The organism is Streptomyces sp. NPDC103540, assembly GCF_055584445.1.
The window spans coordinates 54004-69807 of sequence record NZ_JBVJMA010000010.1 but is presented as its reverse complement, the minus strand read 5'-3'; the positions used below and the strand labels follow the sequence as shown (position 1 = coordinate 69807).

The window sequence follows — 15804 nt, the reverse complement described above, 5'->3', positions numbered from 1 at the left end:
GAGAAGGACTATGGGAACCGCAGTGGGAGGTGGCCGAGGGGCTGTGCCGCGCTACGTGCAGATCGCCGACGACATCGTTCAGCAGATCCGGGCCGGCGCGCTCAAGGCCGGCGACATGGTGCCGAGTGAAGCCGAGCTGGTGGAGCGCTACGGCGTCGCCGGCGGGACGGTACGCAAGGCCATGGTCGAGGTACGGGCCAGCGGGCTGGTCGAGACACGGCACGGCAAGGGGTCCATCGTGAAGGCCCGGCCGCCCGTGCGACACCGGTCCTCGGACCGTTTCCGGCGTACGCACCGCCAGGAGGGCAGGGCCGCGTACCTCGCGGAGTCCGCGCAGTCGGGCGCCGAGGCCAAGGTGAGCGTGCTGTTCATCGGGCCGATGGAGGCGCCGGAGGAGATCGCGGAGCGGCTCGGTGTTGCCGCGGGGACGCAGGTGCTCGCCCGTCGCCGGCTGTACTTCCGCAACGGCACCCCCGTGGAGACGGCCACCTCGTACCTGCCGTGGGACGTCGTGAAGGACATCCCCGAGCTGTTCGCCGAGAATCCCGGCCCCGGCGGGATCTACGCCCGGCTGGAAGACCACAACCACGTCTTCGCCGAGTACGTGGAGACGCTCCAGGCCCGACCGGCGGCCAAGGCCGAGGCGACGGAGCTGTCGCTGACGCCCGGCGCCCCGGTGGTGCACCTGCTGCGGGCCGCGGTCACCGAGGAAGGACGCGTGGTCGAGGTCTGCGACACCCTCATGGCCGCTGACCAGTTCGTCTTCGAGTACCGCATCCCCGCACGCGACTGACGGAACCTCAACTCCTCACAGCCCGCCGCGAGTTTCTCTTCGCGGCGGGTTGACTCATGTATAGGAGTCAGGCACTCTTCTTCATGTCACTCATGTACATGAGTGAAGGAGTTGTACCTCTATAGAGGAGTGATCTGCTGTGCGTCAGATTCCCGTCGACACCAACGGCGCGACCGTGATGGTCGCCCAGCCCCCGCAGCTCAAGATGCGCGACAAGAAGACCGGCCAGGTCGCCGTCGACAACGAGACCGGCAACAGCCTCATGACCGTAGACGTCCTGTTCGTCCTGAACGGCAACGCCGACGTCCTCTCCGTCACCGTGGCGGAGCCCGACATCTCCGGTGAGCTGGCCACGGGTACCCCGGTCGCTCTGACCGGCCTGGTCGCCCGGCCCTGGGAGAACGAGTTCAACGGCCAGAAGCGCCACGGACTCAGCTTCCGCGCCGTCGCCGTCACCTCCCTCGCCGCCAAGGCCGGCTGACCATGAGCGCCTTATGGATCACGTCGGCCGTGCTGCTGGTCGCCGTACTCCTGCTGCGCCGGCTGCGGCCCACCTGGTACTGGATGACCTTCGGGGTCACCCTCGCCGGGCTCCGGATCTTGGTCCGCTACCGCTCGGTAATGGACGCCTGCGGGCTCACCGTCCCGCCCTCCCGCTGGCGACTGGCGCTCGCCCGCCTGGCCAACCGTCCCGTCCCCGAGGCTCGTTCGCCGCGGATCCTGCGGCTACGACCCACCTCGACCGGCCTGGTCCTCAGGTTGAAACTCCGACCGGGTCAGGACGCCTTCGACTTCTCCGCCTCCTCCGACCGGCTAAGGCACTCCTTCGCCCTCCACAACGTCGTCTCCCGGGAGATCCGCTCCGGCGTGGTCGAACTGCGGATGACCGGCTACGACATCCTCAAGCGGGTCCGCATGCCGCCGGTCGACCCCGCGCCCGACGGGGCGCTCCGGATCCCGGTGGCCCTGCGGGAGGACGGAGAGGTCCACCACCGGGACTACCGGGAGGTCCCGCACGCGCTGAACGTCGGCGCGACCAAGTCCGGGAAGTCGGTCTACCAACGCACGCTCGTGGCCGGCCTCGCGCCGCGGAACGTCGCGCTCGTCGGCATCGACTGCAAGAACGGCGTCGAACTCTCCCCACTGGGCGCACGGTTCACCGCCCTGGCCGACAATCCCGACGAGGCCGGCGAACTGCTCGTCGCGCTCGTCGCCTACTTGGGACGGGTCTACGAGCTGATCCGGGCCGAGCAGCGCATCAGCGTCGGTCTCCCGGACACGGAGATCACCGCCGACATCTGGGACCTGCCCGTACACCTGCGCCCCGTACCCGTCGTCCTCCTGGTGGACGAGGTCGCGGAGCTCGCCCTCGCCGCGAACAAGGCGGAGGAAGCTCGCCGGGACCAGATCGTCACCAACCTGGTCCGCCTCTCCCAGCTGGGCCGCGCCGCGGGCATCCACCTGGAGGTCTGCGGGCAACGCTTCGGCTCCGAACTCGGCAAGGGCATCACCATGCTCCGCGCCCAACTCACTGGCCGTACCGCACACCGCGTCAACGACGAGACCTCCGCGAACATGGCCTTCGGGGACATCTCCCCGGACGCCGTCCTCGCCGCCGTCCAGATCGACAAGGACCGTCCCGGCACCGCGGTGGCCGGCGACTCCTCCGGCGGCTGGTCCCGCATCCGAGCCCCGCACACCACGCTCCGCAAGGCCGTGGACATCTGCAACGCCCACGCGCACCGCACCCCGGAGATCCCGGAGCTGGCTCCCTTCAGGCCCCAGCAGCCGGCCCGCGTCCTGGTCGGCGAGATCCACCCACCGAAGCCCGCGGCGGCAAGCGCCTTCTAAGCGCTTGGCCCAACCCCAGGTCGGCGCGGCCCCTCGCGCCACGTCCCTACCCCACCCATGCCTGAAAGGAGGTGAACCCCCATGACCCGCCGCCTTTCCCGCCCGGACGCCGTCCTCGTCCAGGCCGTCATCGCCGGAGCCCTCTCCTTCGCCCACCTGCACGACCTCGCCGAAGCCGCGGGGCAGACCGGATGGAAGGCCTGGGCCTACCCGGTGAGCGTGGACCTGCTCCTCGTCGCGGCGTGGCACCGCCTACGCGCCCTGCGGGACTCGGGGGAGCCGGCCCGCTCGGCCTGGTCCTGGTTCGCCATTGCCTTGGCGGCCTCGCTCGGCGCGAACGTCGCGACCGCTGGCCTCCTCGACCTCGGCGACGTCCCGGACTGGCTCCGGATCCTCGTCGCTGGCTGGCCCGCGCTCGCCTTCCTCGGCGCCACGCTCCTGGTCCACGGGCCTACGCCGACCAGTGGGCCGGCCCCCGAGCCGGAGCCGGCCCCGGACCTCCTGCCTGTAGTCGAGCGGGAGCCGGAGGCGGAGCCAGAGCCCGATGCCGCGCAGCCCGAACCCGAAGCACTGGCCGTCCCGGCTCTGCCGGCCCCACCGGCATCGGTCACCGCCCCGCCGGCCCTCGTCGCCCACGCCCGCAAGATCGCCGCCGATCACCGCGCCCGTACCGGCTCGGACATCGACGCCGAGACCCTGCGCTCCCGGCTCGGCGTCCCGTACCCCCTCGCCGAAGCCATCGCCGCCCAGCTCGCCTGACGACAGGAGACCGCCATGCCCACCCGGATCAACTTCCGCTCGCTCCTGAAGATCGGCCCCGTCCAGATCGGCAGCTACCGCGACCGGCACGGCCGCACGAAGGACGCCGCGGTCTGCACCGCCGACTCCTGCGGCTGGTCCGCCGACTACAGCTCCGCGACCGCCGCCCAGCTCGCCGCCCGCTCCCACCGCTGCCGCGTCAGCTGACCCGAAAGGCCACCGCCATGGACGTCCCGCTCTGGCTCGCCCTGATCGTCGTCGGGGTCCTCGGCTACAAGCTCGTCCGCCCGCCGCTGTGGCTCGTCGCCGTGATCCTCCTCGGCGGATTCCTTCTGGCGGACAGCTTCCTCGCGCCGGCCATCGACACCGCGATCAACAAGTAACCCACCCCGGAAGGAGAACGGCCGTGTTCAAGCCCCGGTACCCGCGCCCCGACACCTACGCCCCGGCGACGATCCGCCCCACCCCGGCGCCCGTCGAGCACTCCGTCCCGGCCCCGGCCCCGGCTGCCGCCGCGCCGTCCGCCCTCGCCGGTCTGGGCCGTCAGTCGCCCGGAACCCTGCTGGCCCTCGCCGCGGGCGGAGTCGCCGGTGTCCTCGCCCTGGCCTCCGTCGCCGTCTCGCTGCTCCTGGCCGTCGCCGTCACCGCGGTCGCCCTGTCCGTCAGCAGCCTCGTCCTCCTCTTCCTCGTCCGGGCCCTGCGCCAGGAGTTCAAGGGCCGCTGACCGAACCGGGTCCGGGCGGTGGCCGTGCGCTGCGCCCTGCCGTCCGGGCCCGCCCTGAAAGGAACGCCTTCATGACCCACCCCCGCCGCCGGCCGGTGACGGCGTGACCGCCCCCGCGACCGTCACCGGCCTGGACCCCCGACTCCTCGACGACGTGCTGAAGGTGGCCGCCGCCCCCGGATACGGCCGCTGGGAAGACCAGGTCCGCCGTACAGGCGGCTGCTCCGACCCGATCCACATCACCGGGTGGACCGTCGCCAAGGACACGGCCTCGGGCGAGGTACTGCACCGCTACTCCACCGCCGACGAACCCGGCGCCCGCCTCCGCATCGCCTGCGGCAACCGCCGCGCCTCGCGCTGCCCCGCCTGCGCCTGGACGTACTCCGGCGACACCTACCACCTCATCCGGGCCGGCCTCGCCGGAGACGACCGCCGCGACATCCCGGCCACGGTCCGCGAGCACCCCCGCGCCTTCGCCACCCTCACCGCCCCGTCCTTCGGCCCCGTCCACAACCGCCCCACCGGCCGGCCCTGCCGCTGCGGCACTCACCACCAGGAGGACGCCGCCGAACTGGGCACCGCCCTCGACCCGACCACGTACGACTACGAAGCCGCCGTCCTCTTCAACAACCACGCCGGTCAGCTCTGGCAGCGCTTCACCACCCGGCTGCGCCGCGAGATCGCCGCCCACGCCGGACTGACCCAGCGGGAGCTGAAGGAGGTGGCCCGGATCTCCTACGGCAAGGTCGCCGAATTCCAGAAGCGCGGCGCCGTCCACTTCCACGCGGTGATCCGCGTCGACGGTCCGGACGGGCCTTCCTCGCCCCCGCCCTCCTGGGCCGGCGCCGAACTCCTCGACCGCTCGATTCGCGCCGCGGCCGGCCACTCCTACACCTCGGTCACCGTCCCGGCGGCGGGCGACCGGCCGGCCCGCACCTTCCGGTGGGGCACCCAGCTCGACGTCCGCCCCATCAAGGCCTTCGGCGACGGCTCCGACATCACCGAACAGGCCGTGGCCTCGTACATCGCCAAGTACGCGACCAAAGCCGCCGAGAACACCGGAACCCTCGACCGCCGCATCGGCAACCGCGAAGCGCTCGTCCTCCTCGACGTCCCGGCGCACGCCGCCCGACTGATCGAAGCCTGCCTCGACCTGGACCCGCTGTACCCGGACCGTCGCCTCGCGGCCTGGTCCCACATGCTCGGCTTCCGGGGCCACTTCTCCACCAAGTCGCGGCAGTACTCGACCACCCTCGGCGCCCTCCGCCAGACCCGCGCCGACTACCGCGCCGCCCAAGAACGCGAAGCCCGGGGCCTGGACGACATCCAGCCGGACACCGTGCTCCTCCTCGCCTCCTGGCAGTACGCCGGCCACGGCCACACCCCCGGCGAAGCCGTCCTCGCCTCCACCATCGCGCGCGGCATCCACCTCAACCGCCAGACCGCCCGCGAAGCCCTGACACAGCTCGACGTCCAAGAGGAGTGGTGACCGTGCCCCGTCTTCTCCCTGAGCGCTACTTCACTCCGGTCGACCTCGCGGGCCTGCTCGGCGTCCCGTTGGAGACGGTCTACCAGTGGCGCCGCAAGCGCACCGGGCCCCGCGGCTTCCGGGTCGGCGTCCATCTGCGCTACGACCCCGAGGACGTACGCGTGTGGGTCACCTCCCTCATGGACCGGGAGGAGGCCGCCTGATGGCCGGGCACATCCAGGACCGCTGGTACAAGGTCGAACCCGGTACCGGCGGCAAGCCCGTCAAGGTCAAGACCGAGCGCTACGGATCCGGGCTCCGCTATCGGGCCCGGTACGTCGGACCGGACGGCACGGAGAAGAGCAAGTCCTTCCCGGACCGTCAGAAGCGGTTGGCCGAGCAGTGGCTCGCGCACATCGAGGCCGACATGTCGCGCGGCGCGTACATCGACCCGAAAGCCGGCCGCGTCACCTTCCAGCAGTACGCGGAGCGGTGGCTCGGCAACCACGGAGCCGACCCGAACACCGGCTTCTCGATGGAATCGCAGCTGCGGCTGCATGCCTTCCCGTATCTGGGCTCGCGCCCGCTGGCCTCCTTCCAGCCGGCTCACATCCGGGACTGGGTGGCCCAGCTCAAGACGGCCGGCCTGTCCGGGTCGTACGCGAGGGTCATCTACTCGAACGTGCGGAGCGTGCTGAACGCGGCGGTCGATGACACCCTCCTGGCCAAGAACCCGTGCGCGGCCCGGTCGGTGAAGGCCCCGACGGTCGAGGCCAAACGGGTGATCCCCTGGACCGCCGAGCGGGTCTTCGCTGTACGGGCCGAGCTGCCGGAGCGGTACCGCGCGGTCGTGGACCTGGGGGCGGGGTGCGGGCTGCGGCAGGGCGAGATCCTTGGCATCGACGTGGACGCAATCGACTTCGCCGCGGACACCGTGCACGTGGTCCAGCAGCTCAAGCTGAGCCGGAGCAAGCCCGTCTTCGCTCCCCCAAAGGGCGGCAAGCTCCGGGACGTCCCGCTGCCGGGTCCGGTTGCCGATGCGCTGCGGGCGCACATGAAGCGGTGCCCGCCCGTCGCCATCACCCTGCCGTGGGGTGTGGCGGGCGGACCGCTGGTGACGAAGCGGCTCGTCTTCACGGCGCCGATGGGCGGCCACGTGTGGCGGGGCATGTTCAACACCGACCAGTGGAAGCCGGCCCTCGCCGCCGCGGGCGTCATCGCCGAGCGGGAGACGGGGCAGCAGACCTATGCCGCCGCCCGGGAGCACGGGATGCATGCGTTGCGGCACTTCTACGCGTCGGTGCTGCTGGACTCGGGTGAGAACGTGAAGGCGCTTGCCGAGTACCTGGGGCACTCGGACCCCGGGCTGACGCTGCGGGTCTACGCGCACCTGATGCCGACGAGCAGGGCCAGGACACGGAGGGCGGTTGCGGCGGTGTACAAGTAGGAGGAAATCTCGCCGGAAATCTGCTCCGCCAGCCGCGAATCTGTGTGGGGAAATCTATCGAGAGATTCGAGAGATTCGAGACTCGCGTAATTCTTGCGCGCAAGACAGGAAGCGGGCCGCATTTTTGCCTAGCTAGGCAGATTCGGATGACCGTTCGACCACTCTCCGGCAGGTCGCCGCAGGTCAGTTATGGCGTACGCCATAAATGTCACATCCCAACCAGCCGTCAAACCTGTCCACCGAAGCAGGCCGGATAACCCTTCAACCCCGCCCAGCCAGCAGGTTTGTAGCGCCGAGAGGGAACCCACTACAGTCCTCGCTGTAAATAAAAGAAGCCGCCCGGCCAGGGGCGGCTTCATCTCCATGCATGGCCATAAAACTCTGTTACCAGTTCACAAGACACCCACGGAGGACTCCCATGGTGCCACGGCGAGGGCTGACCATCGACATCACGATCCGCGAAGCCCCGTTTCTGATCATCGGAGCGGCCGGCGGAGCGCTCGCGGTGTGGACGGGGGCACCCCTGGAGGTGACGCTCCCGGCGGCGCTGCTGGTGGCGCTTCGCATCACGGCCCGGCGCCGGCGTCACGCCTGACGGCCCAGAGACGGCCCCAGGGCAACGAGAAGCCCCCTACCCGCCGGAAAACGGCAGGTAGGGGGCTGTTTGGTGCTTCGGGGTTACTTCTTGCCCTGGTTCTTGACGGCCTCGATGGCGGCCGCGGCGGCCGTCGGGTCGAGGTAGGTGCCGCCCGGGTTGAGGGGCTTGAAGGAGGCGTCCAGCTCGTAGGCGAGGGGGATGCCGGTCGGGATGTTGAGGCCCGCGATGTCGGCGTCGGAGATGCCGTCCAGGTGCTTGACCAGGGCGCGGAGGCTGTTGCCGTGCGCGGCCACGAGGACCGTGCGGCCCGCGAGGAGGTCCGGGACGATCGCGTCGTACCAGTACGGGAGCATGCGGACGACGACGTCCTTCAGGCACTCGGTCCGCGGGCGCAGCTCCGGCGGGATCGAGGCGTAGCGCGGGTCCTCGGACTGGGAGAACTCGGTGCCGTCCTCGAGCGCCGGCGGCGGGGTGTCGTAGGAGCGGCGCCACAGCATGAACTGCTCCTCGCCGAACTCGGCGAGGGTCTGCGCCTTGTCCTTGCCCTGGAGGGCGCCGTAGTGGCGCTCGTTCAGGCGCCAGGAACGGTGGACGGGGATCCAGTGGCGGTCGGCGGCCTCCAGCGCGAGCTGGGAGGTGCGGATCGCGCGCTTCTGGAGCGACGTGTGGACCACGTCGGGGAGGAGGTCGGCGTCCTTCAGGAGTTCGCCACCGCGGACAGCCTCCTTCTCGCCCTTCTCGTTGAGATTGACGTCCACCCAGCCGGTGAACAGGTTCTTCGCGTTCCACTCGCTCTCGCCGTGACGGAGGAGGATGAGCTTGTACGGTGCGTCGGCCATGCGTACGAGCCTAATGGACGGGCCGAGGCGCTCGCGCGCGGTGCGCGGGGGTCTCCGATTGACGTCCGGCGTCAATTGAGTGGCGGCGGCAGGGGTCTGCTCGTAACGTGCGGGGAGCCGTAGAGACACTTACACCGCCGGGGGGATCCCTTATGTCCGTTGCCAGTCTCAGACGGGCCGCCCGGGAGAGCGTGTCGGGTCTGCCGCGGGCGTTCTGGTGGTTGTGGGCGAGCACCCTCGTCAACCGGCTCGGGGCCTTCGTCGCGACATTCATGACCTTGTACCTGACGCTCGACCGGGGCTATTCGGCCTCCTTCGCGGGACTCGTGGTGGCGCTGCACGGGCTCGGTGGCGTGGTGTCCTCGCTGGTGGCCGGTGTGATGACGGACCGGTTGGGGCGGCGGCCGACGATGCTGGCGGCGAACGTGGGCACGGCCGCGTCGGTGGCGCTGCTGGGCTTCATGGAGCACCCGGCGGCGATCGCGGCGGTCGCCCTGCTGGTCGGCATGGCCTCGAACGCCTCGCGGCCCGCGGTCTCCGCGATGATGGCCGACATCGTCCGGCCGGAGGACCGCGTACGGGCCTTCGCGCTGAACTACTGGGCCATCAACCTCGGCTTCGCGATCAGCGCGACGCTGGCGGGGTTCGTGGCCGAGTACAGCTACCTGGCCGGGTTCCTCGGCGAGGCGGCGCTGACGCTCGTGTGCGCGGTGCTGGTGTTCCTGAAGTTGCCGGAGTCCCGTCCGGAGAAGGGGACGTCCTCGGCGCGGGAGGCGGACGAGCCGGAGATCGGGCTCGGGACCGTGCTGCGCGACGGCCGGTTCATGGGGGTCGTCGGCCTGTCGTTCCTGATCTCGCTGATCTTCACGCAGGGTTCGGTGGGGCTGCCGGTGGCGATGGGCGCGGCCGGGTTCTCGCCGGGTGACTACGGGCTCGTCGTGGCCGTGAACGGCCTGCTGATCGTGCTGCTCCAGATCCCGGTGACCCGGTTCATCGAGCACCGCGACCCGCGCCGGCTGCTGGTGGCCTCGGCGCTGCTGGCCGGGTACGGGTTCGCGATGACGGCGTTCGCGGGGCCGCTGTGGGCGTACGCGCTGACGGTGTGCGTGTGGACGCTGGCGGAGATCGTGAACTCGCCGATCCAGATGGGGCTCGTGGTGCGGCTGTCGCCGGCGCACGGCCGGGGGCGCTACCAGGGCATGTACACGATGTCGTGGTCGGTGGCGGCGCTGGTGGCCCCGTTGATGGCGGGGTTCGTCATCGACCGGCTGGGCGCGCAGTGGCTGTGGGGGGCCACCGGCGTGCTGGGGACGGTGGCGGCGGCGGGGTACTGGCTGCTGATGCGCGGCATCCCGGCCGAGGCCAAGGAGGTCGCCAAGGAGGTCGCGAAGGACGTGCCGACGGGGGCGGAGCCGGCTCGGGCCGAGGTGGCGTAGCGGGGTGGGCCCGCGGCCGTCACGCCGGGCGGGTCAGGTGCTTGAAGGCGTCCAGGTTGCGGGTGGACTCGCCGCGCGAGACGCGCCACTCGTACTCGCGCCGGATCGCGCTCGCGAAGCCCAGCTCCAGCAGGGTGTTGAAGGCCCCGTCCGCGGCCTCCAGGACGGTGCCGAGGAGCCGGTCGAGGTCGTCGGGGGTGACGACGGACAGGGGGAGGCGGGCCGTCAGGTAGACGTCGCCGAGCGGGTCGACGGCGTAGGCCATCCCGTACAGCTTGAGGTTGCGTTCCAGCAGCCAGCGGTGGACGCCGGCCTCGTTCTCGTCGGGGTGGCGGATGACGAAGGCGTTCACCGAGAGGGAGTGCCGGCCGACGCGCAGGGAGCAGGTGGTGCTCAGCTTGCGGGTGCCGGGGAGCTGGACGACGTAAGTGCCCGGCCCGGGGCTCTCCCAGCTCAGGTCGGCGCCGGTCAGGACGGTCTCGATGATCGCGGCGGTGTCAGCCATGGTGGGAGCGTACGCGACGGCGGTGGTCGTGCATGGCGGCGGTGTAGACGTCCGCGGTGCCGCTCGCGGCGGTGTCCCAGCCGAAGAAGCGGGCGTGTCGGGCGGCCTGCCCGCCCATGCGGTCGGTGAGGCCGGGCTCGTCGACGAAGCGGCGCAGTTCGCGGGCGTAGTCGACGGGGTCGTGTCCGGGTACGAGGATGCCGGTCACCCCGTCGTCGACGGCGACGGGCAGCCCGCCGACGGCGGCGGCGAGCACCGGGGTGCCGGTGGCCTGGGCCTCGATCGCGACGAGCCCGAAGGACTCGTTGTAGGAGGGCATCACCAGGACGGACGCGGCCCGGAACCAGTCGGCGAGGGCGTCCTGGCGCACCGGCGGGTGGAAGTGCACGAGGTCGGTGATGCCGAGCTTCGCGGCGAGCTTCTGGAGCCCCTCGGGCTTGGCGAGGCCGCTGCCGCTGGGGCCGCCGACGACGGGGACGAAGAGGCGGCGGCGCAGCGAGGGGTCGCGGTCGACGAGCTCGGCGACGGCCCGCAGCAGGATGTCGGGGGCCTTGAGGGGCTGGATGCGGCCCGCGAACAGCGGGATCACGGCGTCCTGGGGCAGGCCGAGGCGGGTGCGGGCGGCGGCGCGGCCGTCGCCGACGGTGAAGCGGTCGAGGTTCACGCCGGGGTGGACGACGGCGACCTTGCCGGGGTCGGCCTCGTAGTGGCGTACGAGTTCGTCGGCCTCCTCGGCGGTGTTGGCGATGAGGCGGTCGGCGGCGGCGACGATCTGGGTCTCGCCGATGACGCGGGCGGCCGGCTCGGGGGTGTCGCCCTCGGCAAGGGAGGCGTTCTTGACCTTGGCCATGGTGTGCATGGCATGGACGAGGGGGACGCCCCAGCGTTCGGCGGCGAGCCAGCCGACGTGGCCGGAGAGCCAGTAGTGGGAGTGCACGAGGTCGTAGTAGCCGGGGCGGTGGCCGGCCCAGGCCTGCATCACGCCGTGGGTGAAGGCGCACAGCTGTGCCGGGAGCTCCTCCTTGGCGAGGCCCTCGTAGGGGCCGGCGTCCACGTGCCGTACGAGGACCCCGGGCGCGAGCTCGACGGCGGGGGGCAGGCCGCCGGTGGTGGCCCGGGTGAAGATCTCCACCTCGATGTTGATCGCGGCGAGGCGCTTGGCCAGCTCGACGATGTACACGTTCATGCCGCCGGCGTCGCCGGTGCCGGGCTGGTGCAGGGGTGAGGTGTGCACGCTGAGCATGGCGACCCGGCGGGGCTTGCGGTGGTGGCCCACGGCGGGCAGGCGCAGGCGGGGCGGGTCGTGCCGGGTGGCGCGCGCGGCGGCGATGCGGCCGCTGATGCTGCCGCCGAGACGGGACACGTACTGGCTCAAGGGGGCGGTTCCTCTCGCTCGGACGATTGCGCTCGGCGCAGGGGCGGGGCGGACGACGGTCGGGGCGGACGATCGGGCCGCGGGTGACGGCATGGCTGCGGGAGCGCGGTCGGTGCGCCCTGCAAGCAGTGCAACCCGGATGGGCGTGCCGCGCATTCCGGGGTGTGGAAATTCCTCGTCGGTTTGCCGGCTTTTTATCTCGCGCGGGCGTTCCGCTTACGCTCCCCCCATGGCTTCCCGCAGCACCCCGCCGCCGAGGCGCCCTGTCGGCACCGTGACGCGGGGGACCACGAACCCGAACCGGCTGCGCCGCATGGACCGCTGGATCGCGGCGGCGCACGGGGCGGCGCTGCGGCGCGCGGACGCGCCGGTGGCGGTGGACCTGGGCTACGGGGCCGCTCCCTGGACGGCGGTCGAGCTGCTGGGGCGGCTGCGGTCGGCGGCGCCCGGGGTGCGGGTGGTGGGCATCGAGATCGAGCCGGCGCGGGTGTCGGGGGCGAAGCCGTACGAGCGGGAGGGGCTGACCTTCCGGCACGGCGGCTTCGAGGTGCCGCTGGACGGCGGGCAGCGGCCGGCGCTGATCCGGGCGGCGAACGTGTTGCGCCAGTACGACGAGGAGCAGGTGGCCCGGGTGTGGGGGCTGCTGTGCGGACGACTGGCTCCGGACGGGTTGCTGGTGGAGGGGACCTGTGACGAGATCGGGCGGCGACACGTGTGGGTGGCGCTGGGGCCGGAGGGGCCGCGCACGGTGACGTTCGCGACGCGGTTGGGGTCGTTGGAGCGGCCCTCGGACCTGGCGGAGCGGCTGCCGAAGGCGCTGATCCACCGGAACGTGCCGGGCGAGCCGGTGCACGCGTTCCTGCGGGACTTCGACCGGGCCTGGTCGGCGGCGGCGCCGTACGCCTCCTACGGGGCGCGGCAGCGGTGGATCCGGACGGCGCGGGCGCTGGCCGGGGACTGGCCGCTGGCGGACGGTCCGGGGCGGTGGCGGCAGGGGGAACTGACGGTGCGCTGGGAGGCGTTGCGCCCGGCGGGGTGAATCTCGCGCGGTGGGGAACGGGTGTCGGGGCCGGCCCGTTGAGTCGTCTGGGGTGGGCGGGGCCGGGGAGTTCATGATCGGAGGGGCATCCGCAGGGTGTCGGAATTCACCGAGTCGTGGCACCATCCCGAAGGCAATGCAAAGTTACTGATGAATAGTCAGATCTGATGTCGGGTGACGTCGGTTCTGACCCGGGGCGCCTGGGGGAGCCATGGGGACCGCGAAGCGAGCTTCGTCACGACGACGGGGTGCGTCCGCTCTGACGCTGCTGTGCGCGATGGCGATACTGACGGCCCCCGGCCTGGCCGTGGGCGGCGCGTACGCGGCTCCGACGCCCCCCGCCCCCTCCCCCTCGGCACCCGCCGCACCGGGCGCGCCGGCGCCGGACCCGGGCGCGAAGTCCCTGGACGAGGTGCGCAAGGAGATAGAGGGCCTCCTGCGTCAGGCCGGCGCGGCGACGGACGCGTACAACCTCGCGGAGAGCGAGACCAAGGCGCAGACGGAGCGGATCGTCGAGATCGCCAAGCTGGTGGTGGCGGGCCAGGACCGGATCGCCACCCTGAAGAACCGCGCGGGCGCCGCCGCCCGCGCCCAGTACCGCTCGAACGGGCTGCCGCCGGGCGCGCGGCTGGCGCTGAGCGACAGTCCGGCCGACTTCCTCGACGGCGCGGGCCGGCTGCGGCAGGGCGAGAAGGCCACCACGGACCTGCTGTCCGAACTGAACCGGACCCAGACGGACTTGGAGCGGTACGCCAAGGACGCGAGCGCCGTCTGGCAGAAGATGGAGGAGAACCGGGTCAGGCAGGAGGCCGCCAAGAAGGAGATCGAGGAGAAGATCAAGGCGGCCGAGGCGCTGGAGAACAAGCTGGAGGCCGAGGAGAAGGCCCGGCTGATCCAGCTGGAGCAGGAAGCCCAGTACAAGGCGCAGACGGCCTGGCTGTCGACGGGCGCGATGAAGGGCGTCAACGGCGCGGCGACGGACGCGGGGCTGCGGGCGGTGCAGTTCGCCACGGCGCAGATAGGGAAGCCGTACGTGTGGGGCGCGGCCGGTCCGGACTCCTTCGACTGCTCGGGGCTGACCTCGCAGGCGTGGCTGAAGGCGGGGCGCGGCATCCCGCGCACCTCGCAGGAGCAGCTGCGGCTGCTGCCGAAGGTCGCGGTGAAGGACATGCGCCCCGGCGACCTGATCATCTACTTCGACGACGCCACGCACGTCGGCATGTACGTCGGGGACGGCGCGATGGTCCACGCCCCGCGACCGGGCCGCAACGTGACGATGGCGGGCGCGGGCTCGATGCCGATCAAGGCGGTCGTCCGCCCCGACGCGTAGCCCCTGCGGGGAGCCGCGGGGAGGGACCCGTGCCCCGGCGCCGCGCCCCCGGAGCGGAGCCCCTGCGGGGAGCCCCCGCACGGACCCGCGGCGCGGGCCGGGGCCAAGGCCCGGGGGCGCGGGTTCCCTGCGCGGGTGCGGGGTCTCGGTGGGCGGGACGGGCGGGGGTGGGGTGGTGACGTTCGTCATCCCCTCGGTACGGGTTTCCCCCGCGATAAGGGCATATGACGGAGGCGGGCCGCCCGGCCCCCGTTCCCCTCGCCGGAACCGGCCGCTAGGGTCGGCGCATGAGCGCACCCTCGGGGGGAGGGAAGGAACCGGAAACGATGCCCGTACCCGTACCGCGGCAGAGGGACACCCCGGCCGCGGAGAGCGGTCCGGCGGCTCCCTCCGTCACCCTCGTGCCGACCGCGACCGGCCCCGCCTCGCTGACCCTCCTGGTGATCGGTGAGGACCCCGCCGGCCGACTGACCGTCCCCGAGATCCTCGACGCCGACGGCCACCACCGCATCCGGCTCCGCAGCGCCCGCAACCTCACCGAGGCCGCCCGCCTGCTCACCCCCGACGTGCACTGCGTGCTGCTCGACCTGTCCCCGTCCGGCGGAGGCAACGCGAACGGCCACGCCAACGGCCACGCCAACGGCGGCGGTGACGACGGCGACGACGGGCTGACCACCCTGCGCGAGGTGCTGCGCATCGCCCCGCGCCACGCCGTGCTCGTCCTCACCGCCGAGGCCGACGCCGAACGCGCCGCCGAGGCCGTACGCGTCGGCGCCCAGGACTTCCTCTTCCGCGACGAGCTCGACGGCCGGCTCCTGAGCCGCGCCATCCGCTACGCCGTGGAGAGAAAACGGGCGGACATCGCCCAGTACAAGCTCGCAGAATCGAAACTGCGCGCCCAGGAGAACGCCCGCCTCGAACGCGGCCTGCTCCCGACGCCCCTCCTGGAGGGCTCCGACCTCCGTTTCGCCGCCCGCTACCGCCCCGGCCGCAGCCGGGCCCTGCTCGGCGGGGACTTCTACGACGCCGTCCGCACCCCCGACGGCACCGTCCACGCCATGATCGGCGACGTCTGCGGCCACGGCCCCGACGAGGCCGCCCTCGGCGTCGAGCTGCGCATCGCCTGGCGGGCCCTGACCCTGGCCGGGCTGTGCGGCGACGAACTCCTGGCGACCCTCCAGCAGGTCCTGGAGGTGGAACGTCCCTGCGAGGAGATCTTCGCGACGCTGTGCACCGTCGACATCGCCCCGGACGGCCGTCGCGCCGGCCTGTGCCTGGCCGGCCACCCGGCCCCGCTCATATCCCGGCCGGGCCGCCCCGCACGCCTGCTCCCCTACGAGAACAGCGGCCCGGCGCTCGGACTGCTGCCCCGGGCCCGCTGGCCCCGCCGCCAGGTCGAGCTGGGCGGCACCTGGAGCCTCATGCTCTACACCGACGGCCTCATCGAGGGGCGGATCGGCGAGGGCCGCGAGCGCCTCGGGCAGGACGGCATGATCGAGATGATCAACCGCCACCTGAACGCGGGCCTGAGCGGCGAGGGCCTGCTGGAGGCATCCGTCACCGAGGCCCGCCGCCTCAACGGCGGCGAACTCACCGACGACGTCGCGGTCGTCCTGCTCTCCCGCGCGGCGGGCTGAGCG

18 protein-coding genes are annotated in these 15804 nt (G+C 72.1%); 15 read left to right on the top strand and 3 right to left on the bottom strand.

The features are described 5' to 3' along the window. Positions 1 to 10 precede the first annotated feature (10 nt). The 11 genes from ACZ6ZI_RS24130 to ACZ6ZI_RS24080 all read left to right on the top strand — a co-directional run bounded on the left by ACZ6ZI_RS24130 (position 11) and on the right by ACZ6ZI_RS24080 (position 7637). Positions 11 to 793, top strand: coding sequence for a GntR family transcriptional regulator (locus ACZ6ZI_RS24130; protein WP_469524112.1), 783 nt, complete (start codon positions 11 to 13; stop codon positions 791 to 793). A gap of 139 nt (positions 794 to 932) precedes the next feature. Next, complete coding sequence (locus ACZ6ZI_RS24125) at positions 933 to 1274, top strand: SCO3933 family regulatory protein (RefSeq protein ID WP_469524110.1); 342 nt, start codon at positions 933 to 935, stop codon at positions 1272 to 1274. Between the two features lie 2 nt (positions 1275 to 1276). After that, positions 1277 to 2644 (top strand): FtsK/SpoIIIE domain-containing protein, encoded by a 1368-nt coding sequence (locus ACZ6ZI_RS24120; RefSeq protein WP_469524109.1) that lies wholly within the window; start codon positions 1277 to 1279, stop codon positions 2642 to 2644. An 81-nt stretch (positions 2645 to 2725) separates the two neighbouring features. Then, positions 2726 to 3403, top strand: coding sequence for a DUF2637 domain-containing protein (locus tag ACZ6ZI_RS24115; RefSeq protein WP_469524107.1), 678 nt, complete (start codon positions 2726 to 2728; stop codon positions 3401 to 3403). A 15-nt stretch (positions 3404 to 3418) separates the two neighbouring features. Beyond that, positions 3419 to 3610, top strand: coding sequence for a mobile element transfer protein (locus tag ACZ6ZI_RS24110; protein WP_469524105.1), 192 nt, complete (start codon positions 3419 to 3421; stop codon positions 3608 to 3610). A 17-nt stretch (positions 3611 to 3627) separates the two neighbouring features. Next, entirely contained in the window at positions 3628 to 3786 is a 159-nt protein-coding gene (locus tag ACZ6ZI_RS24105) for a hypothetical protein (protein WP_125813824.1), read from the top strand. A 23-nt stretch (positions 3787 to 3809) separates the two neighbouring features. Next, positions 3810 to 4127, top strand: coding sequence for a hypothetical protein (locus tag ACZ6ZI_RS24100; RefSeq protein ID WP_469524104.1), 318 nt, complete (start codon positions 3810 to 3812; stop codon positions 4125 to 4127). 103 nt (positions 4128 to 4230) lie between these two features. Next, positions 4231 to 5616 carry a replication initiator protein RepSA gene (gene repSA, locus ACZ6ZI_RS24095; protein ID WP_469524102.1) on the top strand — a complete coding sequence of 462 codons (1386 nt, stop codon included), beginning with the start codon at positions 4231 to 4233 and terminating at the stop codon, positions 5614 to 5616. Positions 5617 to 5618: 2 nt separating this feature from the next. Further along, positions 5619 to 5819, top strand: a complete 201-nt coding sequence (locus tag ACZ6ZI_RS24090) for a helix-turn-helix domain-containing protein (protein ID WP_285345262.1) — start codon at positions 5619 to 5621, stop codon at positions 5817 to 5819. Continuing rightward, positions 5819 to 7042 carry a site-specific integrase gene (locus tag ACZ6ZI_RS24085; RefSeq protein ID WP_469524100.1) on the top strand — a complete coding sequence of 408 codons (1224 nt, stop codon included), beginning with the start codon at positions 5819 to 5821 and terminating at the stop codon, positions 7040 to 7042. Before ACZ6ZI_RS24090 ends, ACZ6ZI_RS24085 begins: the two co-directional genes overlap by 1 nt. Before the next feature lie 418 nt (positions 7043 to 7460). Then, positions 7461 to 7637: a hypothetical protein gene (locus tag ACZ6ZI_RS24080; protein ID WP_469524098.1), complete on the top strand. Its 177-nt coding sequence runs from the start codon at positions 7461 to 7463 to the stop codon at positions 7635 to 7637. A gap of 83 nt (positions 7638 to 7720) precedes the next feature. Here the strand turns inward: ACZ6ZI_RS24080 and ACZ6ZI_RS24075 are convergent, their stop codons facing one another. Next, complete coding sequence (locus ACZ6ZI_RS24075) at positions 7721 to 8479, bottom strand: phosphoglyceromutase (RefSeq protein ID WP_469524096.1); 759 nt, start codon at positions 8477 to 8479, stop codon at positions 7721 to 7723. Between the two features lie 152 nt (positions 8480 to 8631). Here ACZ6ZI_RS24075 and ACZ6ZI_RS24070 point away from each other — a divergent pair, with 152 nt between their 5' ends. After that, positions 8632 to 9915, top strand: coding sequence for an MDR family MFS transporter (locus ACZ6ZI_RS24070; protein WP_469524094.1), 1284 nt, complete (start codon positions 8632 to 8634; stop codon positions 9913 to 9915). Between the two features lie 19 nt (positions 9916 to 9934). Here the strand turns inward: ACZ6ZI_RS24070 and ACZ6ZI_RS24065 are convergent, their stop codons facing one another. Continuing rightward, entirely contained in the window at positions 9935 to 10420 is a 486-nt protein-coding gene (locus ACZ6ZI_RS24065) for a type III secretion system chaperone family protein (protein ID WP_469524092.1), read from the bottom strand. After that, the gene (gene mshA / locus ACZ6ZI_RS24060; protein WP_469524090.1) at positions 10413 to 11795 is read right to left on the bottom strand and encodes a D-inositol-3-phosphate glycosyltransferase; all 1383 of its coding nucleotides are present in this window, start codon (positions 11793 to 11795) and stop codon (positions 10413 to 10415) included. Before mshA ends, ACZ6ZI_RS24065 begins: the two co-directional genes overlap by 8 nt. Before the next feature lie 229 nt (positions 11796 to 12024). Here mshA and ACZ6ZI_RS24055 point away from each other — a divergent pair, with 229 nt between their 5' ends. The 3 genes from ACZ6ZI_RS24055 to ACZ6ZI_RS24045 all read left to right on the top strand — a co-directional run bounded on the left by ACZ6ZI_RS24055 (position 12025) and on the right by ACZ6ZI_RS24045 (position 15801). Further along, positions 12025 to 12834 carry a class I SAM-dependent methyltransferase gene (locus ACZ6ZI_RS24055; protein WP_469524088.1) on the top strand — a complete coding sequence of 270 codons (810 nt, stop codon included), beginning with the start codon at positions 12025 to 12027 and terminating at the stop codon, positions 12832 to 12834. Positions 12835 to 13045: 211 nt separating this feature from the next. Beyond that, entirely contained in the window at positions 13046 to 14164 is a 1119-nt protein-coding gene (locus ACZ6ZI_RS24050) for a C40 family peptidase (RefSeq protein WP_469524086.1), read from the top strand. A gap of 326 nt (positions 14165 to 14490) precedes the next feature. Beyond that, positions 14491 to 15801 (top strand): PP2C family protein-serine/threonine phosphatase, encoded by a 1311-nt coding sequence (locus ACZ6ZI_RS24045; RefSeq protein WP_469524084.1) that lies wholly within the window; start codon positions 14491 to 14493, stop codon positions 15799 to 15801. The last annotated feature ends 3 nt before the right edge of the window (positions 15802 to 15804 follow it).